Origin of the sequence: Amphritea sp. 1_MG-2023 (assembly GCF_030547545.1) — a bacterium.
GTDB lineage: Bacteria > Pseudomonadota > Gammaproteobacteria > Pseudomonadales > Balneatricaceae > Amphritea.
Genome location: NZ_JAUOQE010000046.1, coordinates 1 through 25,866, shown reverse-complemented (window position 1 = coordinate 25,866; position 25,866 = coordinate 1). Strand labels below are relative to the sequence as shown.

Genomic DNA, 25,866 nt, shown 5'->3' with positions numbered 1-25,866 from the left:
GAAGACGCCGAACGCTCGCTGGCCCACCTAAATGCCGAGCTCGAACAACGGGTGTCTGATCGCACCCGCGAATTAGAGCAGAGTAACGAAGAGCTAAGGGCTACGTTAGAAAAACTACAGGAAGCCCAGCAACAACTGGTCGAGTCGAAGAAGCTAGCGGCCTTAGGTGGATTAGTGGCTGGCGTCGCTCATGAAATAAATACGCCGATCGGGGTTGGCTACACGGCAGCCTCATTTCTCGTCGATTAGGCCAATGCGTATCAGCAGCAACACCCAGATAACCCATTAGCCAATACCGCAGTTGAAAGCAGCCAGTTGATCTGCCAGAACCTCGAACGAGCCGCCCAGTTAATCAGTTCATTTAAACGCGTCTCTGTCGACCAAGCCAGTGAACAGTGCCGCCGTTTCGATCTCATCACCTACCTTGACGAGATCCAACACTCGTTAAAACCCAAACTAAAACAAGCCAACCCCAGTATAACTATACAGGGGCCGAAACAACTCATACTTAACAGCTATCCTGGCAGCTATTATCAGATTTTTACCAATTTGATACTCAACTCGCTATTACACGGTTTCGATAACCAACCTGGGGGCGAGATAACTATTGAGATAAAACGGCACGATGAACGGTTACAGATCGACTATAGAGATAACGGTGCGGGGGTTCCTGTTGATTGGCAAACTAAACTATTTGAACCCTTCATGACCACCAAACGCAATCGTGGCTGCAGTGGTTTGGGCATGCATATCGCCTATAACTTAGTCAGTCAACTGCTACAAGGGCATATCAGCTGCATACCCGACAGCAACGGCGCGCACTTTCATATCGACCTGCCCATGACCCCGACACAGACAACCGTCAGTGGCGCAACCTAAGCCCCGTGATTTAGCTTACAGGTAGCTCGGCTTGCATTACTAACCGCTGACACTGTTCCGTCAAAGTCGGTAGTTGCTCTGCCAATAACGCAATAGGAAACTCAATCGAAGGCCAGCGGCGCTTTAATAAAGCACTCGACAGCGCATTGTGCCCGGCACCTGTAACAATTTTTCCAACGCCAAATCACTATATTCAGCATCAATATCCATCACCACATAACCGACTTTCTCGTTGGTTTGAAGGTATTGACTACTAATGTTGATCTCATTTTCAGAAAACAGCCGATTAATATTACTCAACACACCTGGAATGTTTTCATGGGTATGCAAAATACGGTGTTTTTTCGGATGCGCTGGCAAAGCCACTTCAGGAAAGTTAACCGATGTCAGCGTCGAGCCATTATCACTGTACTTCACCAGTTTTTCGGCCACTTCATAACCAATATTTTCTTGCGCTTCCATGGTACTGCCACCCACATGCGGGGTAAGAATCACGTTATCAAATTCACGCAACGGCGTCATAAATTCTTCACTGTTTGATTTAGGCTCCACCGGGAAAACGTCAATCGCAGCACCCAAGAGCTTACCGGAACTGAGCACCGCACACAGTTCATCGATCTCGACAACCGTCCCGCGCGCCGCATTAATAAGAATGCTCCCTTCCTTCATCTGTGCTAACTGTGGCGCGCCAATCATATACTGAGTCGCGGCCGTCTCCGGCACATGCAGGCTGACAATATCACTGCTCTCCAGCAGTGTCTTGAGTGAATCGACCTGCATCGCATTACCCAACGGCAGCTTAGAAACGACATCAAAAAAGCTCACCTCCATGCCCATCGATTCTGCCATCACACTCAACTGCGAACCGATACTGCCATAACCGATAATCCCCAACCGCTTACCCCGTATTTCATGCGAGTTTTTAGCTGACTTATCCCACACACCTCGATGCGCTTTAGCATTACGTCCAGCGACACCCCGCAGCAGAATAATCGCTTCCGCCAACACCAATTCGGCCACACTACGCGTATTAGAATAAGGCGCATTAAATACAGGAATACCCTGTTCGTTGGCTACCGATAAATTAACCTGATTGGTACCGATACAAAAACAACCGATCGCCATTAGCTTATCAGCGGAGTCCAACACCGTTTGATTAATCTGACTGCGCGAACGTATACCTAAAAAGTGGACATCTTTGATCCGCTCGATCAACTCCGCCTCACTCAAGGCTGTGGTGATGTAATCAATATTGGTATAACCCGCCGCCTTGAGGGTATCTATTGCCGACTGATGCACCCCCTCCAGCAATAAAAATTTAATTTTCTGTTTATCTAAAGAAGTCATTCTATTCATCACGTTTACTTAAACCTTAAATTGAGGTTCACATCGAACCGCTCAATAACATGGATGCCTCAAAACAGTCGGTCGTGTCGATGGCTCACTCACATCGACACAATCCCGCCAATCAAAAGCGCAATAAAATACCGCCCACATCCCATTAAAACTGTAGAAAAATAAGCACCAGTACTGCCAAAAACACCGTTTCTGCTACCATCAAAATCATCGGGCGCCATCCCATCGCCGCGAGCTCTTTGAAAGACGATTTCATCCCGAGAGCCACCATCGCCACCACCAAACACCAACGCGAAGTCTCCACCATAAAACTAGATAGCTCAGGCACAATGAAACCACCGCTATTCAGCGTAACGATGATAATAAAGGCGACCAAAAAGCCCGGTAACGGAAAACCTTTAGGCTTGCTACCGACTTCGGTCGCGCCCCAACGGGAGACGATCAATGAAATGATTAACACCGCCGGGACTAACATCGACACCCGCAATAGCTTAGTGAAGGTGGCTACATCACCAATTTCATCCGACATCATGTAACCGGCACCCACCACTTGCGCCACATCATGAATCGTCGCGCCTAAAAACACGCCACTGGCGACTTCATCCAGATCAAACGCGGTCACGATGAGCGGATAAGCAATCATGGCGACCGTACTGAGTGCGGTAACGCAGATCACCGTGAAAATGAGGTTTTTTTCTGCATCTTTATCCTGCGGTAAAACCGCGGCAACTGCCAAGGCCGCAGACGCACCACAGATACCGACTGATGAACCAGTCAATAGGCTCTGACACCGGCCCAACTTCATCCGACGTCCAAGAAAAAAGCCAAATCCAATCGTCGCTGGCACTGCCACCAAAACGATAACAATGGGGGTGATTCCCAAACTCATGAGTTGCTCCACGGTAATGCGCGCACCTAATAACGCGATACCAAACCGCAACACGGATTTAGCCGAAAACTGTATACCGCAACTGTACCGGTCGTCTTCCGACAGATAATTAAACGCCATACCCATCAAGAGCGCATACAGAATCACCGGGCCGCCATAATGCTCAGAGACAAAGCTGGCGGCCATGCCAACCACCAAACACAGCGTTAAACCCGGCAAAAAAGCTTGCACCGCTTTCTGGCACTCCAGCCCTTGTGCTTTACGTAGTTTCAATAAATTCATCCCTAGCCTCCTGTTCGATACCGTACAACGGGCCTCATCGCATCGGAGACTGCACATAAGCAAGCATCTGTATTAACTCGCCTAGTAACCAAGCCTTACCATTAGCAATAACGATGTTTAGTACGTTGATATTGTTATTTTTAAAATTCAGCGACGCATCAATAGGGGCTCAAACTCATGCGTCAAGCGAGCTTCAAACATTACTTAAAACAGGCCGTTACGCTGCACATCAAACGATATAGAGAATAACCCTGAAGATTGAGGCTAGTGACGCGTTTTCCCAATCACCTTTACTTTAATCACAACCCATCAATGCCGTTTTAATCTATATTAATAGAATATATATTACAAGATATATTATATCTTATATAAGACATAAAATAATAAATTACCTCTTCTCTCGACTAACGCGAATTACATCGTTTAAGTCCTGTTGAATATCAAACTAAGCGGTGCATGATGAACGGCTAGATAGCCGCGATGAGGTGGGATATAGCGCAGTCGATTGGGAGGCATATCACAAACCGTTAGACCTTTAAGCGTTACTGTTGATTGCTCGCGGTGACTATCCAACGAAACCAATCGCATCTATAGATAGCACCTGTAGATAGCACCTTTGTTTACACTGACGTTAACTATCCCGTGGCCAAAAGAAACAGCAATGACTCATCAATTAATCGTTTAAATAAGCACAACGCAGCTAATCGCAGCGCAAGACCTCTGTCGATAAAGCAACGCAGTCAACACGATACAATCACTATTGAAAACAGCGGGCCGGTGCAGGACGCACCGGCCTATAAGGAGATTTAATCGCGATAATAATTAAGTGAGTTCAACCATATAACGGTATTTATCGGTATGACAACGACTGACACGTAGCTCGATAGCTTGGCCATCCAACGAGGTGGCGGTTCGTTCGATTTCTAACAACGCGGTACCGCTTTTAATCCCCAATAATGTCGTCTCAGGCGTGCTAGCGTTAACGGCTCTCACTCGCTCCACCGCCTTAAGCACTGACAGACCATAATCCCGTTGATAAAGACCATAGAGGGAGTTAGGTAGGCGCGCCTCTTCAGCCACGTTAGGCATTAATCGCAAGGCGACGGAGATAATCTCGTAGATCACGGGCAGACCATCCAGGCGACGTAACCGTTCAATGCGAGTGACTTGATCACCGCTATTGATACCCAATCGTTGCACTTCTAGCTCATTGGCCTCGGCAACCTCGAGACTCAACACCTCACTTTCTGGGATTTTTTGTTGATCCTCAGCATCAACCAAACGAAAGAAATGAAATAGCGCCTGTTCTTGCGTGTGTTCAGCGACGAAGGTACCACGCCCTTGTCGACGCACAACCAGTTTTTCGGCGGCCATCTCATCGAGGGCTTTACGGACCGTGCCTTGACTGACCTTAAGTTCTGCAGCCAGTTGATTTTCACTCGGCAGCCCCATACCTGGGGTCCACGTCTTATCAATGAGACGCTGCACCAAGAGCTGTTTGACTTGGGCGTATAGTGGGAGAAATTTAGTAAGGTTATCTGCTGTTGTCATGCTCTCATGTTGCCAGTCATCTGCGTAACGCAACTTGCGTACAGGATTATTAGTTAAGAGCGTAACTATGCACCTTCCAGCATTTTCAGGCAAGGACGCTGACAGAATAGCAGCGAGAGACGATCTCTATTGAATAAAAAAGAGGGGATAGAGTATCCCCTCAAGAGGAAGCTAACTTCATTTAAATCGAGGTATAACGCTATGAATCACTATTTAAAGATCGTAACACCGCATCCACGCTATCTTTAGCATCGCCGAATAACATGCGAGTGTTATCCTTATAAAACAACGGATTATCAACACCGGCATACCCCGTACTCATGCCGCGTTTAAGTACAATCGTGGTTTTACCCAACCAAGGCTTGAGCACTGGCATACCAGCAATAGGGCTGTCAGGGACCTCCTGAGCGGCAGGGTTAACAATATCGTTAGCGCCAATGACGATTGAGACATCCACCGATGGAAAATCATCATTCACCTCATCCATCTCATAGACGATGTCATAAGGCACTTTCGCCTCAGCCAACAAGACATTCATATGCCCAGGCATACGACCCGCTACCGGATGGATCCCAAAGCGAACATTTACGCCTTTATCCTGCAGCTTCTTGGTGATTTCAAATACCACATGCTGAGCTTGCGCCACCGCCATACCATAACCCGGCAAGATCATTACTTCTTTAGCATTGAGCAATAAGTCGGCGGTTTCTTGAGCTTCAATCGATTTAACATCACCGACATCACCCGCAGGGCCCGCGCCAGCCGTTGAGATTTTCGGTGTGCCGAAGCCGCCCATAATGACGTTAATAAACTTACGGTTCATCGCCTTACACATGATATAGCTGAGAATCGCGCCACTACTGCCCACCAGCGCGCCAACAACAATCAAAAGATCGTTGCCCAACATAAAGCCCATCGCTGCAGCGGCCCAACCCGAATAGCTATTCAGCATCGAAACAACCACCGGCATATCGGCACCACCGATGGCAACTACCATATGGATACCAAAGATCAGTGCAATTAAGGTCATGGCAAGCAGAATACCGATACCACCGCCGATGGCCGAGTGTTCAATGTACACACCGCATAACCAGATGGCGGCAATTAGCAACCCGAGGTTAAACAAGTGTCGCCCGGGTAGCTGTAACGTTTTTCCGCTAATCTTGCCGCTCAATTTTAGATACGCGGCAACAGAACCGGAAAAGGTTAATGCACCGATCAAAATACCAACATAGGTTTCAACATCATGAATAGTTTTTTCCACCCCACTCAAGCTGTTGCCGTGATCTAAGGCATTAGCATAGCCCACACACACCGCGGCTAAGCCCACTAGGCTATGTAGAATAGCGACTAACTCGGGCATCTGAGTCATCTCGACTTTTTGCGCCAGAATCCAACCAATCACCCCCCCGCCGACAATGCCTGCTATCAAGAAGAATTGATTATCGGTGACAAGGCCAATCACGGTAACGAATAGCGCTAAGGCCATCCCTAGCATGCCGTAAAAATTACCTCGACGAGCAGTCTCTTGATGACTTAAACCGCCTAAGGCCATGATAAACAGCGCACCCGCGCCGATATATGAAACTGTTATAACGCCTGCATTCATGGTTTATCCCCCTATTTACTAAACATGCGTAGCATGCGTTGGGTAACTGCGAAGCCACCAACTATATTGATACTGGTGATAAACACTGCCAGCGTAGACAGCGCCACGACTATCGGGCTATCACTCGATATCTGAATCAAAGCGCCAATCACAATGATGCTACTGATGGCATTGGTGACACTCATTAACGGTGTATGTAGCGAATGCGATACTCCCCAAATAACCATGTAACCAATGAAGCAGGACAGCACAAACACAGAGAGATGACCGATAAAGGCTGGCGGAGCAACGGCACCCAAACCGTATAGCGCCAAACCACAAGCCACTAATGGAATCAGAAAAGCTAACGGGTGAGTCGGCTTCGGGGCGGCTTTTGCTAATGCTTCTTTAGCCTGAATACCGATATCTTCTTTCGGCGCGACGGTGATGCGAGGCGCCGGTGGTGGCCAAGATATTTCACCGTTTTTCACCACCGTAGCACCGCGAATAACCTCATCATCCATGTTCACATCGATGATGCCATTTTTTTCCGGACAAAGATCCGTCAACATATGACGTAAATTAGTGGCATATAACTGACTAGACTGTGCCGCCAAACGACTGGGCAGGTTGGTATAGCCGATCAGGGTAACACCATGCTTAACGACGACTTTATTCGCCTCGGTTAACTTACAGTTGCCGCCCGCTTCCGCCGCTAAATCGACAATGACACTGCCGGGCTTCATGTTGACCACCATGCGCTCGGTAATCAATTCAGGGGCCGGTTTGCCGGGAATCAAGGCGGTGGTAATAATAATATCGACTTCGGCTGCCTGAGCCGCAAACAGATCCATCTCAGCTTTAATAAACTCAGGGCTCATGGTTTTGGCATATCCGCCCTCACCCGCACCGTCTTCATCATCAAACTCAAGCATCAGGAATTCAGCATCCATACTCTCAACCTGCTCTTTAACTTCAGGCCGAGTATCGAAGGCGCGTACAATTGCCCCCATACTCTTGGCGGTGCCGATCGCCGATAAACCAGCCACACCCGCACCGATAACTAATACCTTGGCGGGCATAATTTTACCTGCCGCGGTAATCTGTCCGGTAAAGAAACGACCAAAGTGCTGAGCCGCTTCAACCACCGCGCGATAACCGGCAATATTAGCCATCGAACTGAGGGCATCCATTTTCTGTGCCCGAGAGATACGCGGCACGCTGTCCATCGCCAACGCCGTGACACCGCGATCGGATAATGCCTTCAGCATCTCCGGATTTTGTGCTGGATAGAGAAAACTAATCAGCGTTTGATGTTGTTTCAGCAGTTCAACGCCGTAAAACCCTAATTCTGGGTGTTCTTTCGGCGGACGTACTTTCATAATAATATCGGATTGAGTCCAGAGTTCACGCGGATCATCAATGATTTCAACACCGGCTTGCTGATAGTGCTCATCATCAAAACTGGCAGCTTCGCCAGCTCTGGATTCGATGGCCACAGTGAATCCAAGCTTCTGCAATTGAATGGCAACATCCGGGGTCAATGCCACTCGATTCTCGCCTTCTTCTATCTCTTTAGGGATGCCTATACGCATGATTCTTGACCTCTCTTCACAGAGTGTAATTAACATAAATGGGGCTTAATTCAGGCAGCCGAGCCCCTGACCTGCTCGATGGCGGGCCTGTTATTGTTTTAGGGTGTCTTTTTGTAATACGTCGCTAATGCGATTAGCAGGAGGCAGGCCTTAGACTGCCTTCCGTTAGCATTAAGACTGATAGATACTCAGATAGGTTGATACCTATGATGGGCAGAGTACAATTTTAGCGGCGGCGGTTTTGCCTTGATCCAGATCCATAAACGCCTGTGCGCCTTCATCAAGGCGACGGGTTTCGACCCAGGCCAAATCACCCAGTGCTCCACTGTATAACGCTTTAACGGCAGCCTGCATATCCACTTGGGTATACGAAAAGGCACCGATAAAACTAATTTCAAACAGCGTTATCTTACGCACATCCAGTTCACCCGCTGAATCCAATAGGCCCACATGCACCAATACGCCACCAGGTTTAACAGCGGCGACCGATGCCTTGCGGGTCATACTGGCACCGACGGCATCAATCACGAGTTCAAAGCCACTGTCATCCAACGGTTGATCTTTCATTGGGTTATGGGTCTGACAGCAACCCGTTTCTGCCGCTGTCGCCAAACGTAATGGATTAGTATCGCTCAGCACAATATCGCGGCAACCTTTGCTCTTCAAAAACAGCGCCACCAATAATCCTATAGAGCCGGCGCCAATCACCAACGCACGTCCTTCACTCAACGGACGGCTAGTGACTCGCTCGGCTAATGCTAAGGCATGCAATGCCGTTGCCGCCGGTTCTGCTAATGCCGCATGTACCGGATTCATATCCTCCGGAATCGGAATTAAGTTGGCTTCAGGGATGGTAGTCAACTCAGCCAAGGCTCCAGGGCGCGCCAAACCAATCGCCGTACGTGTATGACACAAATTAGTACGGCCGGTCATGCAGTCATGACATTCGCCACAGGTGATCAACGGATTGAGCACGACTCGCTGTCCCTTATAGCGTCCATTGAGCACAACGCCACAGGCTTCATGCCCCAACACCAATGGTGGAACTCGGCGTGGATCGTGGCCATGATAGGCATGCATATCCGAACCACAGATGCCTGCCGCTTCAATACGCACCAATGCATCGCCTGGAGCCGCCTCTGGGCTTGGCTCATCCCGATGTGTGATTTCATTATTAGCGGTATAGACCAGCGCTTTCATACTCTTCCCCCTTGTTCTAAACGCGACCAACATAAAGCTATCTGACAGCGTTTAGTCCTATAAATTGACCCTGAAATTGATCCTGTAAATTAGGACTGTAAATTAGCTCTTACATTAGCCCTATTAATCAGTTCTGTAGGGCGATTAATAGCGTTTAAAGCCAGCCACTAGCACGGCTAAGGATGGCTCAAGCAACGCTATTATTTGGCGGTAAAACCACCATCCACGAACAACACCTGACCGGTGATATAATCTGACGCCGGCGAGGCTAAAAATAACAGCGGCCCGTCCAAATCTGTCAAACGACCATTACGTCCGATCGCCGTTTGATCGGCTAATTTTTGCGTGCGTGCTTTATCTTCAAACACCGCCGCCGTTAGCTCGGTGGGAAAAAACCCAGGCGCAATTGCATTGCAGTTAATCCCTTGTGCCGACCACGTCTCCGCCATCGCACGCGTCATCTGCGCTACCCCACCTTTAGATGCGCCATAAGGCAAGCTATTAGCAAAGGCACGCTCAGATTGTAACGATGCGATATTAATCACCCGTCCCCAGCCTTTGTTTTGCATCGCAGGCACTAAGGCACGCGCTAAAAAGAACGGGGTTTTCAAATTAATACTCAGCGTTTGATCCCAACTATCAGAGGTGATCTCATCGACTGGCTGACGCAGATTTAATCCCGCCGCATTCACCAGAATATCGGGTGAGCCAAACGGTAAACCCGCCTGCTCAACCAATTGATCCAGTTGCGTAACATCACTCAGATCAGCAACCAACGCTGCGGCTTGCCCGCCCTGCGCCTCAATCAAACGCACGGTTTCTTGTAGCGGTTCAGCGCGACGCGCCATCACCACCACTTTGGCACCCGCACCCGACAGTGCCAGTGCCATACTTCTACCGATCCCTGAGTTGCCCCCAGTCACGAGGGCAACACGATCGGCCAAACTGAAAGATTGCAGTTGGCTAGTCATTTTTAGTATTCCAATAGGAAGTCATCATTCGGGAAGTACTTACGCAGACGGTCATCACCGGTGCGTGCGTGTGCTTCCATGCCCTCTAGACGAGAGATACGAGCAGTTACCGCGGCAACTTCACGGTTAGCTTCACGCGTCAAACGTTGATAAGAAACAACTTTGATGAATTTACCTGCCGACAGACCACCGGTATAACGACCTGCACCTTTGGTTGGCAAGATATGGTTCGGGCCTGAACACTTATCACCAAAGGCAACAGTTGCTTCTTCACCGAGGAACAACGAACCATAGTTAGTCAGGTTTTGTAACCACCAATCCAGATCTTTAGTCTGTACTTCAAGGTGCTCAGAAGCATATTCATCACTCACCTGTACCAGCTCTTCACGGGTATCACAGAGGATCACTTCACCGTAATCACGCCATGCAACCGTCGCCGCTTCACGCGCCGTATCAGGCAGTGCAGCAATCAAACCAGGCATCAATGCGATCACTTTATCGGCTACTTCTTGGCTGCTAGTGAACAACCATGCTGGGGTATCAGGACCGTGTTCAGCCTGACCCACCAGATCGGAGGCAACAATCGCAGGATCAGCGGTTTCATCCGCAATAACGGCAATTTCAGAAGGGCCGGCAAACATATCAATACCCACGCGACCAAACAATTGACGCTTAGATTCAGCCACGAAACGGTTACCTGGACCCACCAGAATGTCGGCAGAATTACCGGTAAACAAACCATTCGCCATGGAAGCGATGGCTTGTACACCACCGAGCGCCAAAATATGGTCCGCACCACATAGATTCATGGTATAGAGGATCGCAGGATTAATACCGATACCTGGACGAGCAGGCGAACAAGCAACCACATTCTTAACACCGGCAACCTTCGCCGTGGTGATACTCATGATAGCCGAGGCAACGTGAGAGTAACGCCCACCTGGGACATAACAACCGGCGGTATTCATAGGAATCAATTTTTGACCGGCAAACAGTCCAGGAGAAAGCTCAGTCTCAAATTCGCTCATGGAAGCCAACTGCTTTTCAGCAAATTTACGCACCCGATCATGGGCGAACTGAATATCGTCTTTCATTTCTTGAGTGACTAACTTGGTCGCCTCTTCGATCGCTTCAGCAGATACGAGAATATCACCCTCATACTTATCGAGCTGCTGAGTATACTCACGTACCTTCTCTTCACCGCCCGCATCAATTGCACCTAACATATCCGTGACAAGCTTGCTTACATCGTCATGTCCGGTAGCTGCAGTTTTGCTGGCTTTTTTCAGGTATTGGATAGTCATTTTTTATGTCTCCAGATTACTTACTGTGTTTTATTTTTTTTCTATTTCAGGGCTATTGGCCTTATTTAAGGCGCATGAACCCCTCGTTAACATCAATCAACGATTTTGTTACAAAAAAGGTAAATCCGATTTAACTTACAGCGGGCGCCTTACGATAACGCCCAAAGTGATAGCTCAGGCACAAACGCCAACAGTAGCACGGTCGCCAACATCGATAAGACGTAAGGCAGCGCATATCTCGCGACTTGTAACACCGGTGTACCACTGACGCCGGACACCACGAACAGGTTTAGCCCTAATGGCGGCGTAATAAAGCCCACCCCCAAAGCAGACACCATCACGATGCAAAAGTGGATATCATCCATGCCAATAGAGCGTGCTAACGGCAACAAGATAGGTGCCAAGACAACAATATTTGGCGTTGTTTCCATGACACAACCCGCCAGAATTAAAATGCCAATCATGATCAGTAGTAGCGTGGTTGGATCTTCGGTCAAGTTCGTCATGACTGAGACAAAGCTTTGCGGAATTTCCAGTACTGCAAGTGTCTGCGCCAAAGGTAAAGACATCGCGATAATCGGCAGAATCATACCGTTGATCTTGGCCGAGCTCAGCAGCATCTTGGGAAAGTCGCGCCAGCTGATGGTTTTCTCCATAAAACCGATACCCAAGCCGACGATCACCGCCACACCTGCCGCTTCAGTCGGTGTAAACATACCTGAGTAAATACCACCCAGAATGATGAATGGAATCATCAGTGCATAACGACCGTCCCACACCGCTTTCAACCAACGCTTCATGGAGAATCCTGTGCGGGAATCTTCATAACCGTTGATGGCATTCAGCACCACGTTGGTAATCATAATCGTTGCCATAATCAACAGCCCAGGGATCGCCGCCGCTAAAAATAACGTCGATGCGGAAATACCCAGAATCAAACCAATAATGATATAGGCAATTGAAGGAGGGATAAGAATCCCGGTACACGAGCCTGCTGCAACTAAGGCACAGGCGTAGGCTTTAGGATAACCACGCTCCACCAACCGGTGAATCGTCATTCGCCCAACGGCGGCAGCACCCGCCGCATCCGAACCGGAGATACAGGCAAAGAAACCACAGCCCAACACCGTTGAGGTACCCAAACCTGACTTCGCACTACCCGCGGTTGCCTCGGCCACATCCAATAACTTATTAGATAGGCCGGTACGCACCAGCACATCGCCGGTCAGAATAAACAGTGGTATCGCTATCAATGCAAACGCATCGATGCCGTCAAACAACGCTTCACCAAATAGAGACAGTGGTAACACCTCGGTCATCACTAGCATCCCGAGCGCACCGAGACCTAGCACCACCCAGATAGGGACGGCGGCCACAATCATCAATAGCATGGCGATAACGGGGAGATAAATAGCGGGCCCGTAAGTCACCTCGGCCGCTTGATCCATCATATAATTATACATTTAAGCTTCTCCTAATCGACCATACTATTGCCGGAAAATACGGCTCGGCCAGCACCCAAATCTTGGATATCTCGCCACATAGACTGCAACAGTCGCAGCACGATCAATGTAAAGCCCAACGGTACCGAAATCAGAAACCACGCCTTACTGATACGTAAACCTTCAGTCACCGAGCCAAACTCAATTGACAGCAGAACGGGTTCAATAGAGATCCAAAGCGCCGCCAGGGCCAATACCAGTGAAGCAAGATCACCGAATAGATAAAGCACCGCTTTACCGCGCCGCCCCAACGCATTAAGGAGAACATCAATGCGAATATGCGAACGATTTCGTATGGCTAATGCCGCACCAAACCACGCTAAAAAGACAAAGGAGTAACGTGCTAGCTCCTCGCCCCAAATGGAAGAATAACTAAGCCCAAAACGACGCACCACTTCAGAAACAATGGTCATCACGATCAAGGTATAAAACATCAAGCAGAGCCAGCGCTCACACTCTTGATCGAGCTTACAAATTAAAGCCTTCATAACAAACCTCAGACATCGCTGTGTAGCAACATATCGAGTCGAGAAGATACTCTCCTCCCTACTCGCCAGATAGCCTTAAGCGCTATACATTCTTAACGTAATAACGCCCGGGTGTATTAGCGGCTTGTAAAAGTTCTTCGAAGACCTCAAGCGATCCTGCCAGCTCAATTTTAGTCTTATCCCAAACCGGCAATTGATGCCCAGCCTTTGCGACCCATTGAGCTAGCTCATCTTCAGTCGGGTAATAGAATTTAACCCCATTCTTCTTCAACTCATACATAGCGTAGGCGCGTGCAGATGGCACTTTGGCAATGTTTTGATGCGAGGTAATTTCACTGGCGAGTTCGATGCTTTTTTGAATATCTTCAGGCAGGCTATTGAACCATTTTAGGTTACAAGAGAAGACTTGAGCATCGGGTACCGCTTGAATAAAGCTGACGGAAGAGAGCACGTCTTTGAAACCAAAAATATTCAACGCACCGATAGAAGGATCCAGCGCGTCGGCAACCCCCTGTTTAATCGCAGAAGGTGTTTCACCCCAAGCAATAGGCGTTGGGTTAGCGCCCAGCAGCCGATAAAACTGTTGTAGAATTTGCGAGCCGGCGACGCGGAATTTCACGCCTTTCAGATCGTCAGGGGTATGCACGATCTCATCACGCCCTGAACGCATTGCAACGGTGCGAGAATCGATACACACATACCAAAGCGCTTTAAAGCCACGCGCCTCTAGTTTTGGATCGACTTGATCTTTCCAAGCCTGAGAGTGAACCAAGTTAATGAACTTTTGGTTCTCACCACACCAGAAAGGGATATTGATCAAATCAACCACTGGCGCAAAAGCGGATAAATTAGATAAGGAATGCTGAGCCGCCTGAATGGTACCCTGCTGAACTTTTTGTATCAGGTGACCACCCGCGCCTAGCTGACCGGCAGGGGCCAATTTAACGTAGACTTGACCATCCGTCAGGTTTTGAATGTTCTCTTTGAAATCGAGCTGCATAATAGGATAGCTACGCGTCGCCCCCAGTACATAGGCGGTCGCTATCGTCATCGTATACTTAGCCGCTTTTTTTCGCTCGGCCTCTTCTTTAGACACCGCCGCAGCGGCTTCTGTCGATACCAGCGCGCCCGCAGCGCCCGCAACCACCGCGGCAGTAAAGCCCGCTTTACCCATGGTATTAAAAAAGTTACGACGTTCAATCGACGTGATTGCTTGATCTTGGATTTTTTTTGTCATTATATTTCTCCAATTTAGTTAACGAGATCCGAATGTTTTTACCTTACTTTGTTGCAACTATCCTCCTGGATACTCAATCATCTCTGCCTGAATGCACTTGCTTTTAGTGGGAACATCAGCCACAGCGGAGCTATTCGATAGATCGTTATGACTGAGGGCTAAAAATCAGGCGTCGGTTTCATTCAACAACATGAATACAACAAACCCAACAGCAGAACCAAAGAGCATTAAAAACTCCCAGATATCCGCAAGGTAAGGAACGTCAATTGCGTGCTGAATAGCCATCATGCCCAATAGAACATTGATAACAAAGCCCGCAAATAAAAAGGTAGATACGTACAATAAAGGTTGTACGCGTAGATCAGCTGATTCAGACAGCACTGAATCATGTTTAGATACACTCACATTATTAGCGTTCATATGAACCCCTATAATTTAGTTTTTATTATTATATTTCTAGAGCACTATCCGTGTTTAACATGACATATTTAATATTTGTCTTGTCTGATAAACATCAGTTTGAAACTTAAAAACAATTTTTAAAAATTATTAATACGCTTCTTTGCACTCATTGAAACCTAGCGTAAGCGCTTACATTTGACATGTCAAGACTTAGTACATTTTTTGTGCTACATCGATTTTATTTGTTTGAGTAGTGGCTACTTAAAACGCTTTATATAGACCTAGATCACGCTGTAACGACGATATAATTACTCAAAAACTCTACTTTTTGCTATATTAACTAATGCATATTAATAATAAGAAAGGTCATACCATTGAGCAAATGTAATCGCTTACAAAAACCTGTTCGTAAAAAACCCACGCTAGGCGATGTAGCCAAAGCCGCAGGTGTTTCGACAGCCACCGTTTCTCGAGCACTCAATGCACCACAAACCGTGGGTGATAAAGTACGTGCTAAGGTCGAACAACAGATCCGCCTACTCGGCTACGTCAGGGATGGTGCCGCACGAGCACTCGCCTCCAGTAATAGCCGCACCATCGGCGCGATTATCCCCACCTTAGAAAGCGCCATATTCGCCTCTGGCATCAATGCCGTCGAACAACGCCTTGATGAAGCAGGCTATTCATTACGGCTGGCCGTGTCTAACTACGATCAAGAGCACGAACTAAAACAAATTCGTGAAATGATGGAGCAAGGCGTCGATGGCATCTTACTGATCGGTAATGATCACCTCCCCGAAGCTTTTAACCTGATGAAACAGCATCAGCAGCTCTTTGCGAATATGTGGGCTTATAGTGAAGATGCTCCCTACCCTTGTATCGGCTTTGACAACCGTCAAGCCTCCAGACAAGTAGCAGAGTACCTACTGGAACTGGGTCATCGACGCTTAAGCATCATCTCAGGTATTAGCAAAAACAATGACCGTGCTAAGCTCCGTATTCAAGGCGCAAAGGATGCGTTTCAGGCGTATGGTCTGAGTATTAACGACGACGATATTATTGAGAGAAATTATGATATCTGGGAAGGCCGTCACGCCACCCGCTTTCTCATGAATCGCCCCCATCATGAACGCCCAACAGCTATCATCTGCGGTAACGATGTATTAGCGCTTGGCTGCCTACTCGAATGCCGCCACTCAGGTATTAGAGTGCCAGAAGATGTCTCGATTACAGGCTTTGACGATCTGCCGCTCAGCGAACACCTATTACCCGGTCTAACCACGGTGCACATTCCCACCACCCAAATGGGCCACCAAGCGGCTAACTTTCTACTAGATAGCCTCGCCGATAAATCCCCAGAGACGAAGAAAAAGCTGCCGACACAGCTCGTCATTCGAGGCAGCACGGCCCCGCCTGCTGCCGACTAACGGCCTCTAAATCACACGCGGGTGACGTCTCCACTTTTGCTAGCCTGCAGCCGCTCGCTGCTGCAGGTTTGCATAAAGCGAATCGGGTATGAACACCCCATCTTGCTCCGCTTGACGTCGCAGTCGTAGACGCCGCTCACCCGGTAAACGGGTGCCCTGCTGCGCTTCAATCGCGGCCAATAATAGCTCAAAACGTTGGGAAAAGTTTTGTAATGCAAACCGCTGCGGATCAATCAATATAAAGAAATGGCCAATATTAGGCGCTGTTCCACTGCCGGTAAAAAATGAGCCGGCTTCATAGCCATAGTTTGAGCCGGTTAATGTTGCCGATAAAATCTCGACTAATAACACCAGGGCTGCCCCCTTAGCGTCTCCCATCGGTAACATACTACCGTCCAATGCCGCCTGAGCATCCGTGGTCGGCTGCCCATCGGTATCAACCGCCCAGCCTTCAGGAATCGATTGTTGCTGATCAGCAGCCAACTTAACCTTGCCTCGCGCAGCCTTACTCAATGATAAATCAATCACTAACGGCGGCGCGGCCACTCTTGGGCAGGCGAAAGCAATCGGATTCGTGCCAAACAGCCTTTGTTGACCACCCCAGGGGGCAATAGCGGCCGGTGAATTGGTCATGCCCAAGGCGATCAAACCTTGTTGCGCCATACGCTCGACATGATAACCGGCCGCTCCCATATGATGAGACCGCCCGATACCCACGCCGACAATACCGGTTTGCTTAACTAGGGCCGCCGCCTCAGTAAGCCCTTGAGCCACCGCCGGAAAAGCGAATCCAGATCGCGCATCGACGCGCACCGCTGCCGCAGAGGTTAGCACCACGTCCGGCACAGCAAAACCATCCACTTTGCCGCTCTTAGCTTGATCCGCATAGGCCGGCAATCGCGACACACCATGCGAGCTAAGCCCATCGGCATCGGCCGCCACTAGAGCATCGGCAACCATATTGGCATTCGCCTGTGACGTCTGACTATTAACGAGTACTTTTACCGCTAATGCCTTGAGAGCCTCAAGGGTTAAATTAGGCATCCGTTTGATCCTCTTCAATGTGACGCACAGTCGTTACCGTTATCATATGGGATCGCACCTTCCCTAAGCTATTTCGGAGCTCTCATCCGCTTTAGACCGGCCTCAGTTCAGCCACAATCCGGTGGCTAGTATCAGCCATAAACCGATAAAACCGCTCACGAAAACTCAAGGAAATTGCAGCAGCGACCCTTGCGGCAACGGCACATTTAATAGATAACTAAACACACAGAAAAATCCACACACAATGGCGACCGCTACTAGCGAATACAAACCAAGCTTGCGCGTCGTCCACGGATCATACTGAGCCAGTAACATCAGCGCCGCAAATACAGCAAAGCCTGACAATAAAAAGCCAATAAATGGCATCAATAATACCGCTACCATCATCGCTATAACCAACAAGATTCTGCGACGCTGAGAATAGTGCTGATCCGCTGACTCGCCTGCTACATTCCCCTTACTCGGATTGATCAACTCACTGATAATTAATACCAGCGATAAGCCCATCAAGCCGGTAATGATCATCCGTGGAAACAGATAAGAATCAGGGTCTGTCATTAACGTCGTTTCATACAGACAAGCGGCCCCCAGCAAGATAAAGACGGCGGCACACACCATACCGCCGATATCCCGTCTCGGCACGCTATCGCTTGTTGTTACCGTTAGCACATCGCTCATTCGACTAACTCCTGCTGTACACGTTTCAATCGAATCTGTTTTGCCATCAGCGGATAAAACAATCCAAGCGTAATCGCGGCAATAATCGTCATCGAAATCGGTCGTTCAAAGAACATCCCAAATAGATCGCCTGTCGCCGCACCGATGGTCCAGCTTTGTACAAACCCTTCTTCGGCAATACGCCCCAATATCAACCCCAACACAATCGGCGAAGGCGAAAAGCCAAACCGGTTTAAGACCCAGCTCAACACCCCTAAAATCAACATAATAAAAACGTCAGAAATGCTATTACGGATAGAATAAGCGCCGATAATGGTCATAAAAGCCACCGATGGCACCAACAACGCTTTGGGAATGGCAATAATAAACCGATAAGCGTAACGACCAATCAGCAAGCCCGCAGGGAGCATCAGCAACGTGGCAATCAGTAGCCCGAAGATAAAGGTATAGACAATAGAGCCGCCGCTATTAAACATATCCGGCCCAACACGCAATCCATGTACCATTAACGCACCGAGAATCACCGCATCCGGTGGGGTGCCGGGGATACCAAGCACCAGCGTCGGCACAAAGCCTCCACCAACCGTCGCATTATTAGCCGATTCAGTCGCTTGCACACCTTCCGGCGCTCCCTTACCAAAAAGCGACTTATCCCGTGCAGCACGTCGTGCCTCACTATAGGAGACTAATCCGGCTATCGAGCCTCCCGCCCCCGGTAAAATACCCACGAATGTACCGATAATAGATGAACGAATCAGGTTGAATTTACCTCGCCAAGAGATAGCTATAGCTTCGCGAAAGCGATAGCCTCGCTGCTCACCCGTTACATTCAGATGCCGCCCCGGTTCGGATACCAGATCAATCAATACCGGAATACAATATAAGCCAATTAATGCGGACACCGTTTCGATGCCACCAATCATCGTGGTGCTACCAAATGTAAAGCGGATATCCCCACTAACAGCGGCAGAACCAACACAGGCGAGTAGCAGACCAAAACAGCCCCCTATCAGCCCCTTGATTAAATTTGCTTCAGACAGTGCCGCTATTAGCGTCAAACCAAACAGCGCCATCCAGAAATATTCTGAGGGCCCAAACGCGAGAGCAATCTCTGCCAGAGGCGGAGCCAACAGTAGCAAAAACAAGCCCCCCACTAAGCCACCAACAACCGAAGCAAGACACGCCAAGGTCACCGCTAAATCACCATCTCCCCGCTTAGCCATTGGATAGCCATCAAAGGTGGTAGCGATGGCCGAGGGGGTACCTGGCGTATTCAGTAAAATAGCGGCATAAGCACCACCATAAATAGCCCCCGTATAAATAGCACCGAGCATAATCAGTGCCGACGTAACGGGCATCGTAAAGGTGATCGGGACGAGCACTGCTACCGCCATCGTCGCTGTGAGACCGGGCAGGGAACCGATAACGGTTCCCGCCACCACACCAGCCAAAGCCAGCATCACATTAAGCGGGGTCAGTGCTTGAAATAGATACTCAAGCATAGCAACAGCCTCTTACTTAATAACACCCGCCTGCTTAGCAGCCGCGATGTATTCTTTAGATTTCTGTGCGACGAAGGCTGACATCTCATCGTAATCGATATCTAACAGCAGCATGCCGTCATTTTCCATCCGCTGACGAAACTCAGTATCACTGTTAATATCCGCAATCATACGTGATACCTGTTGACGGACATGCTCAGGTGCTGAATTAGGCACAGCAATGCCACGATAGGCACCCGATATCAGGTCATAGCCAAGTTCTTTAAATGTCGGCACATCAGGAAATCGCGGATGACGCGCCTCAGTCGCCACCGCCAGCATACGCACCTTGCCTTCATGTTTAGCGCCAACGGATGTAAAGCCCCATTGCGCCGACACTTGCTTGCCCAGCAGCGCGGCTACCGCTTTACCGGTGCCTTTAAAAGAGACATAAGTCGATTTAACACCGGCCATTTCATCGAAGCGTACCTGTGCTAAATGGTTCGCCGAACCTTTGCCGGAACCCGAAAAGATCAGCTTTCCCGGCTGCTGCTGAGCAAAAGCGACTAGATCATCGAGGGTTTTAAAGGGGCTATCCTCCTTTACCACAATGGCATCAGGGGTATAGTGGAACATATACACGCCGACCAGATCTTGGGTTTCAAATCCGACGTTTTTTTGTAATGGTTTAATCACAATATGAGGTAAGTTGATCCCCATAATACTATAGCCATCACCTTTCATACTATTTAACTGCGACCAGCCGACCGCACCACCCGCCCCGGGCTTGTAGGAGATAACTAAGTCTTCATCGAATATTTTTTTAAAAAAAGGCTGCTGATGACGCGCCGTGACATCCGATTCACCACCGGGACTAAATGGCACTACATAATTAACTGAACTTTCAGGATAGTCCGCCCTAACTAATCCGGAAAAAACCAGCAAAGTAATGAAAATTGAACGAGAGACGCACGTGATAATTGATTTAAAATTCATTGTCAGTATCTCTTATTTTTTATATTTATTAGATTAAAAGCAGCTTAGTCTCAACTTAAATAATCAGTTATCCCCTGAAGATATAAATCTTTTTTTTACTCAAAAATCATTTCAAGCAATATTAATTTGGTAAAACCTTTAATGCATAGACAGATAAAGTAAATTTTATCGTTTAAGCTAAGCTTTTTTAAATCCGCTATGACTGATATACAAGAAAAATAATAAAAAGGGAGGCTGAATATTTTCAGCCTCCCTTTTTCATCACGGCTTATGCACTGCGATAGAGTTTAGTCATTGAGAATTCAACGTGACCCAATACTTCAGCGCTGGTGTTACGGCCATTAGCCGCTCGAATAGCCTCGTCGATCAATGCATCGCCAGCCTGATCAAGCGTCATCTCATGACGCAGCACCGCAGACACATCCAAGTCAACGTGTTCACTCATGGTACGCACGGTACGTGGGTTACCCGTGATCTTGATAACCGGCATAATTGGATTACCGATAACGTTACCTTGGCCCGTTGGGAACAGGTGCAGAACATAACCCGCTGCAGCTTGCAACGTATTACATTCGGCGGCAGCTGAAGAGGTATCCATAAAGTACAGACCCGCACCTTTAGCCGGCGCTTCAGCAGGCTCAAGCACATCAACATACTTAGCTTGCTTACCAATTTTCTGCACGTTACCCAGCGCCTTCTCTTCGATCGTCGTCAGACCTCCTTCGATATTACCCTTGGTAGGCTGAGAGTCAGATAGATCGTCGGTCTTCTCTGCCATAATAAAGTCGTTATAGGCTTCCCAAGTCTTCATGAACTTTTCAGCGGCCTCTGGGGTCGCCGCACGCTCTGCAACAATTCGCTCAGCACCCGTGATTTCAGATGTTTCACCGAAACAGAGTGTAGAACCCGCTGCATATAGCTTATCAATAAAGTTACCCACCGTTGGGTTAGCAGACAGACCTGATGTTGTATCAGACTCACCACACTTAGTCGCTACCCAGAGATCGCTGATGGGGCACTCTTCACGCTTCTGAGCAGTAGCAAAGTGAACAAACTCTTTGGCTTTGCGAGACGCCGCACATACGGTGTTGATATCGCCATTCTGTTCAATCGAGAAACCGGCTACCGGCTTACCTGTTTTGGCAATGCCATCCACTACGCGTTGAGTCCAACCAGGCTCAATACCGATCACAACAACTGCTGCAACGTTAGGGTTGCTACCCGTACCAATAATCGTACGGAAATGAAGATCCAAGTCAGCGCCAAACTGCAAACGACCATAGGCGTGTGGAATTACCGTGGTGCCTTTAATGTTGTTGGCAACAGATTCACAAGCGGCATTTGAAATATCATCAAGTGGCAAAATCAAAACATGGTTACGAATGCCTACACGACCGTTTTCACGACGGTAACCCATAAAAGTCTTATCAGTCATTTTTTATTCTCCCGTTACGCCGGCGTCCAGCGCTAGGTTTAAAGTGTATAGATCGAAGTCCTAACGGTTATTAGCTAACCGAGCTAGCGAGTGCTTACCAACGTTTAGTCTTGATGTTGTGCACATGAGCGTGATCACCCGCTTGAATCGCAGCAACAACTTTACCCATATCTTGATCGTATTTGATGATCGTATCGCCCACAGCAAGATCTTTCAGCGCGATCTTATGACCCAGTGGAATATCACTTAAAGCCTTCAAAGTGATCTCTTCATTGGTATCCATTTTATAACCGGTCACTTGCATACCAGCCTTAATTGTTTCAACTACGGCGACGCCAACTGAGTCGTCTTTGTCATGCACCAAAAAATGCGTCTCGCTCATTTTCTTCGTCCTCTTTTATTTTTGGGGTCAATCAATGTGCATTCAGCTTACCCAATATCTTATGTCTTTTACAAGACATTTTTTAAATTTTATTTTATATCTTATATAAGACATATTATTGCAGTATGCTTACAACAACCAAAGCCCAATCAACAAGAAGGTGTGCGCCCATGACTGCACAGAAAAAGAATCCAAACTTTCAACCACTGTATGCGCAAGTTAAGGCGCTGATGATTGATCGCCTGATGAATAACGACTGGACCGCCGGCATGGTGTTGCCCAGCGAGAGTCAACTGGCAGCGGAATTTCAGGTAAGCCAAGGCACCGTGCGTAAAGCCTTAGATGAAATGACAGCCGAGCATTTATTAGTGCGGCGTCAAGGAAGAGGAACATTTGTCGCGGAACATACTCAGCAACGCGCTCTGTTCCATTTTTTGCACTTGGTTGATGAAGATGACAACCGTCAACTACCTCAAAGCCAGGTGATCTCTATCGAAACATGTCAAGCCTGCGATCAAGAAGTACAGCAGCTTGAGCTCGAGAACGGCGCGTCAGTGATACGCATCAAGCGCATTCGTAACCTCAACGAACAAGCCGTTATCTGCGAAACCATTAGCGTACCCTATGTCTTATTTCCCACCTTAGGACAACAAGATGGCGAGATACCCAACTCCCTGTATTCATTGTATGAACGGCAATACGGTATCTCAGTTAATCGAGCCACCGAACGAATATCAGCCGAAAGCGCAGCCGGTGAAATCGCCGAACGTTTAGGGCTTACTCCCGGTACACCACTGCTGAGAATTCAACGCACCGCCTATAGTCTCAATGCACGGCCAGTCGAGTTACGCATCAGTCACTGCCATACCGAGCATCATCACTACTTATCGCAGCTGACGTAATCTACCGGTGGTGCAACATTGGCATGCTGATGTGCCGCCCAACTCACTGATCGAAGCGATCAGTCAAGGTATCTGTTTCGAGTAACTGCGACACAAATCAGTAATCGGTAGCCTCGCAATCACATCGGTGCAGGCTGCTCAACCACACGTTGCCGTAGCTAGAAGGCTTAATGCTCAAACTATCAGCTTATTAGTCATTCAACATCCGTCCACTGCCCTACCGAGGTAGCCCATGCAAACGAGTATTAATGCCCTATTACCCATCATCCTACTTATCTTGCTGGGCTATGGCCTGCATCGCGCGCGTTGCTTTACTGATGAATTATGGTTTGGCATAGAAAAACTGGCCTATTACGTACTGACACCAGCATTGCTAATTCATGCATTAACCGCTAACCCCTTAGGCAATTTACCTTGGAAAGGGCTACTGCTAACGCTACATATCACTATTCTTAGTTGCGCCCTATTAATGATTCTTTGGCAACGTTGGGGACGACCGTTAGATGCCGGCTCGTTTACTTCACTGTTTCAGGGAGGATTACGCTTTAATCCCTTTATTGCGCTCGCACTAGCGAATGCATTATGGGGGGAGGAAGGGCTGCTTTATGGCGCCCTTGCGTCGGTGGCGATGATTATTCTCATCAATATTCTCTGCGTGATCATCTTTGCGGTAGCGGTACCTCGGGTTAAATTATCAACCACTAATCTGCTCTATCAATTAGCAACCAATCCTCTCATCATCGGCTGCGTCATCGGCCTCAGTCTGAATTTGTTCGCTATTCGTCTGCCAGATGCACTACAACAAACCATCACGCTAACGGGACGTGCCGCCTTCCCTATCGCGTTGCTTGCCGTCGGTGCAGCACTCGAGATGCGTAGACTCACCATGGATTGGGAGCTCATGTTTACCGCTTCTTTAGTGCAATTTATAGTAAAACCACTGATAGCGATTTTATTGATGTCGCTCATTGGTCTAACTGACTTACCAGCCATGATCGCCGTGTTATTTCTAGCGGTTCCCACCGCGCCTTCATCCTATATATTATCTCGACAACTAGACGGTAATTATCAGGCCATGGCGGCAATTATCACTTTTCAAACCTTGATTGCATTCATTACTCTGCCGGTGACACTTTCTCTTATCGATATGTACCCCCTATAACCCTGAGGGCACTAAAGTGACGCTCACGGCTACCGCATCACGACACAGAGATTCGAGTGACGGCCACAACTGAGGGTTCTATCGGATAGAAACTGAGTGATAATGAGGTATAAAAAAAGGATTCAAACGCAACTCTGTAGAGGTAACAACGGAGGCATTTAAGCGCGCTGAGATTTACAGCAGCTAAGAGGGATCATCACGAAAATATCGTTGTTAAACAGTGAGTGCGTAGGCTAATGGATGAACCCGACACACTCACTAACATACTATTTTAAATACGCTTATTGGGCGTTAAGCATGGCTTTTAAAGAAAATTCCTGTGCTACTGCGCTGCGTGAAGAGACGCTTAACGGCAGTAACAATAGTCTTCCATACCTCTGCCTGCATCTGCGCACGCAGCTCAGTGGCGGCATGATATTCATCGTAGCAGTAGGAAACCTTGTGCATTTTTTGTACCTTCCAAATATGTGTCGTTAGCGACAAGCGGAGCACGCCATGAATCTATCAGACTGGCTCTAGTACGCTTGAAGTTTCAAAAGAAGAGATTAGAAAGAAATTTTTCTAGTTAAAAATTATAGGCGCGTATAGGCCTCGCTAAAAGTGATCTATTTAGCACCTAACGGTGAATTTTTCTCACCCTTATTTGATTCAATCTAAATATCAAGTTAGCAATATGAGGCTCTAACAATAACCGTGACAGTCACTGATTCACCCACAGGCTACAGATTGATTCAAGGTTGAATAGCAAGAAAAGCAGAGCCTCGAGTGATCCCTCAATAGAGTAACCGAACGGAATCCCGCATGACATATTTTCACAACCTCTGCAGTCATGATTATTGGCTAAGTCCGTAGATAAAGACTTTTGTCTAGCATTGATCGGGTTATCATAGACGCATCCAACATCGGTTAACCATGCTTATGCCCCTATTCCAGCGCTTTACTCAACTTTGTAGCCAGAAACCCTTGGGGGTCCGCCTACTGACGGCGATCCTTCTCTATAGCTCAGTCATTACCTTAGTCGCTACAGGTACGCAACTGTGGCTCGATTATCGCTATGAACGATCCGCCATCGAAGAGCGTTTGCAACAGATTGAAGCCAGTTCACTCAACAGCCT

23 protein-coding genes and 2 pseudogenes are annotated in these 25,866 nt (G+C 48.1%); 6 read left to right on the top strand and 19 right to left on the bottom strand.

What is annotated here, in order from left to right:
• Together Q4488_RS17495 and Q4488_RS17490 are read left to right on the top strand one after the other, a co-directional pair.
• Nucleotides 1–249: pseudogene (locus tag Q4488_RS17495) on the top strand (histidine kinase); the annotation flags it as partial.
• Nucleotides 250–315: 66 nt separating this feature from the next.
• Nucleotides 316–879: a sensor histidine kinase gene (locus tag Q4488_RS17490; RefSeq protein WP_303581775.1), complete on the top strand. Its 564-nt coding sequence runs from the start codon at nucleotides 316–318 to the stop codon at nucleotides 877–879.
• Nucleotides 880–1,002: 123 nt separating this feature from the next.
• On the opposite strand, the gene serA is transcribed toward Q4488_RS17490, so the two are convergent.
• The 12 genes from serA to Q4488_RS17430 form a co-directional block, all read right to left on the bottom strand.
• Complete coding sequence (gene serA, locus Q4488_RS17485; protein ID WP_303581774.1) at nucleotides 1,003–2,235, bottom strand: phosphoglycerate dehydrogenase; 1,233 nt, start codon at nucleotides 2,233–2,235, stop codon at nucleotides 1,003–1,005.
• 145 nt (nucleotides 2,236–2,380) lie between these two features.
• Nucleotides 2,381–3,406, bottom strand: coding sequence for a YeiH family protein (locus Q4488_RS17480; RefSeq protein WP_303581773.1), 1,026 nt, complete (start codon nucleotides 3,404–3,406; stop codon nucleotides 2,381–2,383).
• Nucleotides 3,407–4,228: 822 nt separating this feature from the next.
• A complete protein-coding gene (locus Q4488_RS17475) occupies nucleotides 4,229–4,957 on the bottom strand; it encodes a GntR family transcriptional regulator (protein WP_303581772.1) in 729 nt (242 codons plus the stop codon).
• A gap of 199 nt (nucleotides 4,958–5,156) precedes the next feature.
• Entirely contained in the window at nucleotides 5,157–6,566 is a 1,410-nt protein-coding gene (locus Q4488_RS17470; protein ID WP_303581771.1) for an NAD(P)(+) transhydrogenase (Re/Si-specific) subunit beta, read from the bottom strand.
• Nucleotides 6,567–6,577: 11 nt separating this feature from the next.
• The gene (locus tag Q4488_RS17465; RefSeq protein ID WP_303581770.1) at nucleotides 6,578–8,140 is read right to left on the bottom strand and encodes a Re/Si-specific NAD(P)(+) transhydrogenase subunit alpha; all 1,563 of its coding nucleotides are present in this window, start codon (nucleotides 8,138–8,140) and stop codon (nucleotides 6,578–6,580) included.
• A gap of 204 nt (nucleotides 8,141–8,344) precedes the next feature.
• Complete coding sequence (locus tag Q4488_RS17460; RefSeq protein WP_303581769.1) at nucleotides 8,345–9,340, bottom strand: alcohol dehydrogenase catalytic domain-containing protein; 996 nt, start codon at nucleotides 9,338–9,340, stop codon at nucleotides 8,345–8,347.
• A 200-nt stretch (nucleotides 9,341–9,540) separates the two neighbouring features.
• Entirely contained in the window at nucleotides 9,541–10,311 is a 771-nt protein-coding gene (locus Q4488_RS17455) for an SDR family NAD(P)-dependent oxidoreductase (protein ID WP_303581768.1), read from the bottom strand.
• A 2-nt stretch (nucleotides 10,312–10,313) separates the two neighbouring features.
• Nucleotides 10,314–11,615: a histidinol dehydrogenase gene (gene hisD, locus Q4488_RS17450; protein WP_303581767.1), complete on the bottom strand. Its 1,302-nt coding sequence runs from the start codon at nucleotides 11,613–11,615 to the stop codon at nucleotides 10,314–10,316.
• A gap of 149 nt (nucleotides 11,616–11,764) precedes the next feature.
• Complete coding sequence (locus Q4488_RS17445) at nucleotides 11,765–13,078, bottom strand: TRAP transporter large permease (protein WP_303581766.1); 1,314 nt, start codon at nucleotides 13,076–13,078, stop codon at nucleotides 11,765–11,767.
• Between the two features lie 11 nt (nucleotides 13,079–13,089).
• Nucleotides 13,090–13,605: a TRAP transporter small permease gene (locus tag Q4488_RS17440; RefSeq protein ID WP_303581765.1), complete on the bottom strand. Its 516-nt coding sequence runs from the start codon at nucleotides 13,603–13,605 to the stop codon at nucleotides 13,090–13,092.
• A gap of 82 nt (nucleotides 13,606–13,687) precedes the next feature.
• The gene (locus Q4488_RS17435; RefSeq protein ID WP_303581764.1) at nucleotides 13,688–14,842 is read right to left on the bottom strand and encodes a TRAP transporter substrate-binding protein; all 1,155 of its coding nucleotides are present in this window, start codon (nucleotides 14,840–14,842) and stop codon (nucleotides 13,688–13,690) included.
• 165 nt (nucleotides 14,843–15,007) lie between these two features.
• Nucleotides 15,008–15,262, bottom strand: a complete 255-nt coding sequence (locus Q4488_RS17430; protein WP_303581763.1) for a hypothetical protein — start codon at nucleotides 15,260–15,262, stop codon at nucleotides 15,008–15,010.
• A 356-nt stretch (nucleotides 15,263–15,618) separates the two neighbouring features.
• Here Q4488_RS17430 and Q4488_RS17425 point away from each other — a divergent pair, with 356 nt between their 5' ends.
• A complete protein-coding gene (locus Q4488_RS17425) occupies nucleotides 15,619–16,671 on the top strand; it encodes a LacI family DNA-binding transcriptional regulator (protein WP_303581762.1) in 1,053 nt (350 codons plus the stop codon).
• A gap of 39 nt (nucleotides 16,672–16,710) precedes the next feature.
• Here the strand turns inward: Q4488_RS17425 and Q4488_RS17420 are convergent, their stop codons facing one another.
• The 6 genes from Q4488_RS17420 to Q4488_RS17395 all read right to left on the bottom strand — a co-directional run bounded on the left by Q4488_RS17420 (nucleotide 16,711) and on the right by Q4488_RS17395 (nucleotide 22,687).
• Nucleotides 16,711–17,715, bottom strand: a complete 1,005-nt coding sequence (locus tag Q4488_RS17420) for an Ldh family oxidoreductase (protein WP_303581761.1) — start codon at nucleotides 17,713–17,715, stop codon at nucleotides 16,711–16,713.
• 165 nt (nucleotides 17,716–17,880) lie between these two features.
• Nucleotides 17,881–18,393, bottom strand: coding sequence for a tripartite tricarboxylate transporter TctB family protein (locus Q4488_RS17415; RefSeq protein WP_303581760.1), 513 nt, complete (start codon nucleotides 18,391–18,393; stop codon nucleotides 17,881–17,883).
• Nucleotides 18,390–19,895, bottom strand: coding sequence for a tripartite tricarboxylate transporter permease (locus Q4488_RS17410; RefSeq protein WP_303581759.1), 1,506 nt, complete (start codon nucleotides 19,893–19,895; stop codon nucleotides 18,390–18,392). The genes Q4488_RS17415 and Q4488_RS17410 overlap by 4 nt, the downstream gene beginning before the upstream one ends.
• A 12-nt stretch (nucleotides 19,896–19,907) precedes the next feature.
• Nucleotides 19,908–20,870: a tripartite tricarboxylate transporter substrate binding protein gene (locus tag Q4488_RS17405; protein WP_303581758.1), complete on the bottom strand. Its 963-nt coding sequence runs from the start codon at nucleotides 20,868–20,870 to the stop codon at nucleotides 19,908–19,910.
• A 268-nt stretch (nucleotides 20,871–21,138) separates the two neighbouring features.
• On the bottom strand, nucleotides 21,139–22,305 hold the full coding sequence (locus tag Q4488_RS17400) for a UxaA family hydrolase (RefSeq protein WP_303581757.1): 1,167 nt from the start codon (nucleotides 22,303–22,305) through the stop codon (nucleotides 21,139–21,141).
• A 94-nt stretch (nucleotides 22,306–22,399) separates the two neighbouring features.
• On the bottom strand, nucleotides 22,400–22,687 hold the full coding sequence (locus tag Q4488_RS17395) for a UxaA family hydrolase (protein ID WP_303581756.1): 288 nt from the start codon (nucleotides 22,685–22,687) through the stop codon (nucleotides 22,400–22,402).
• 170 nt (nucleotides 22,688–22,857) lie between these two features.
• On the opposite strand from Q4488_RS17395, the gene Q4488_RS17390 reads away from it, so the two are divergent.
• Complete coding sequence (locus Q4488_RS17390; protein WP_303581755.1) at nucleotides 22,858–23,589, top strand: GntR family transcriptional regulator; 732 nt, start codon at nucleotides 22,858–22,860, stop codon at nucleotides 23,587–23,589.
• A gap of 232 nt (nucleotides 23,590–23,821) precedes the next feature.
• Nucleotides 23,822–24,751 (top strand): AEC family transporter, encoded by a 930-nt coding sequence (locus Q4488_RS17385; RefSeq protein ID WP_303581754.1) that lies wholly within the window; start codon nucleotides 23,822–23,824, stop codon nucleotides 24,749–24,751.
• Between the two features lie 291 nt (nucleotides 24,752–25,042).
• On the opposite strand, the gene Q4488_RS17380 is transcribed toward Q4488_RS17385, so the two are convergent.
• Nucleotides 25,043–25,198 carry a hypothetical protein gene (locus Q4488_RS17380; protein ID WP_303581753.1) on the bottom strand — a complete coding sequence of 52 codons (156 nt, stop codon included), beginning with the start codon at nucleotides 25,196–25,198 and terminating at the stop codon, nucleotides 25,043–25,045.
• A 465-nt stretch (nucleotides 25,199–25,663) separates the two neighbouring features.
• Here Q4488_RS17380 and Q4488_RS17375 point away from each other — a divergent pair.
• Nucleotides 25,664–25,866: pseudogene (locus tag Q4488_RS17375) on the top strand (histidine kinase); the annotation flags it as partial.

Excerpts from the sequence above, each read along its gene's own strand:
- serA (WP_303581774.1), bottom strand. The coding sequence starts at position 2,235 with ATGAATAGAATGACTTCTTTAGATAAACAGAAAATTAAATTTTTATTG.
- Q4488_RS17480 (WP_303581773.1), bottom strand. The coding sequence starts at position 3,406 with ATGAATTTATTGAAACTACGTAAAGCACAAGGGCTGGAGTGCCAGAAA.
- Q4488_RS17475 (WP_303581772.1), bottom strand. The coding sequence starts at position 4,957 with ATGACAACAGCAGATAACCTTACTAAATTTCTCCCACTATACGCCCAA.
- Q4488_RS17470 (WP_303581771.1), bottom strand. The coding sequence starts at position 6,566 with ATGAATGCAGGCGTTATAACAGTTTCATATATCGGCGCGGGTGCGCTG.
- Q4488_RS17465 (WP_303581770.1), bottom strand. The coding sequence starts at position 8,140 with ATGCGTATAGGCATCCCTAAAGAGATAGAAGAAGGCGAGAATCGAGTG.
- Q4488_RS17460 (WP_303581769.1), bottom strand. The coding sequence starts at position 9,340 with ATGAAAGCGCTGGTCTATACCGCTAATAATGAAATCACACATCGGGAT.
- Q4488_RS17455 (WP_303581768.1), bottom strand. The coding sequence starts at position 10,311 with ATGACTAGCCAACTGCAATCTTTCAGTTTGGCCGATCGTGTTGCCCTC.
- hisD (WP_303581767.1), bottom strand. The coding sequence starts at position 11,615 with ATGACTATCCAATACCTGAAAAAAGCCAGCAAAACTGCAGCTACCGGA.
- Q4488_RS17445 (WP_303581766.1), bottom strand. The coding sequence starts at position 13,078 with ATGTATAATTATATGATGGATCAAGCGGCCGAGGTGACTTACGGGCCC.
- Q4488_RS17440 (WP_303581765.1), bottom strand. The coding sequence starts at position 13,605 with ATGAAGGCTTTAATTTGTAAGCTCGATCAAGAGTGTGAGCGCTGGCTC.
- Q4488_RS17435 (WP_303581764.1), bottom strand. The coding sequence starts at position 14,842 with ATGACAAAAAAAATCCAAGATCAAGCAATCACGTCGATTGAACGTCGT.
- Q4488_RS17430 (WP_303581763.1), bottom strand. The coding sequence starts at position 15,262 with ATGAACGCTAATAATGTGAGTGTATCTAAACATGATTCAGTGCTGTCT.
- Q4488_RS17420 (WP_303581761.1), bottom strand. The coding sequence starts at position 17,715 with ATGCCTAATTTAACCCTTGAGGCTCTCAAGGCATTAGCGGTAAAAGTA.
- Q4488_RS17415 (WP_303581760.1), bottom strand. The coding sequence starts at position 18,393 with ATGAGCGATGTGCTAACGGTAACAACAAGCGATAGCGTGCCGAGACGG.
- Q4488_RS17410 (WP_303581759.1), bottom strand. The coding sequence starts at position 19,895 with ATGCTTGAGTATCTATTTCAAGCACTGACCCCGCTTAATGTGATGCTG.
- Q4488_RS17405 (WP_303581758.1), bottom strand. The coding sequence starts at position 20,870 with ATGAATTTTAAATCAATTATCACGTGCGTCTCTCGTTCAATTTTCATT.
- Q4488_RS17400 (WP_303581757.1), bottom strand. The coding sequence starts at position 22,305 with ATGACTGATAAGACTTTTATGGGTTACCGTCGTGAAAACGGTCGTGTA.
- Q4488_RS17395 (WP_303581756.1), bottom strand. The coding sequence starts at position 22,687 with ATGAGCGAGACGCATTTTTTGGTGCATGACAAAGACGACTCAGTTGGC.
- Q4488_RS17390 (WP_303581755.1), top strand. The coding sequence starts at position 22,858 with ATGACTGCACAGAAAAAGAATCCAAACTTTCAACCACTGTATGCGCAA.
- Q4488_RS17385 (WP_303581754.1), top strand. The coding sequence starts at position 23,822 with ATGCAAACGAGTATTAATGCCCTATTACCCATCATCCTACTTATCTTG.
- Q4488_RS17380 (WP_303581753.1), bottom strand. The coding sequence starts at position 25,198 with ATGCACAAGGTTTCCTACTGCTACGATGAATATCATGCCGCCACTGAG.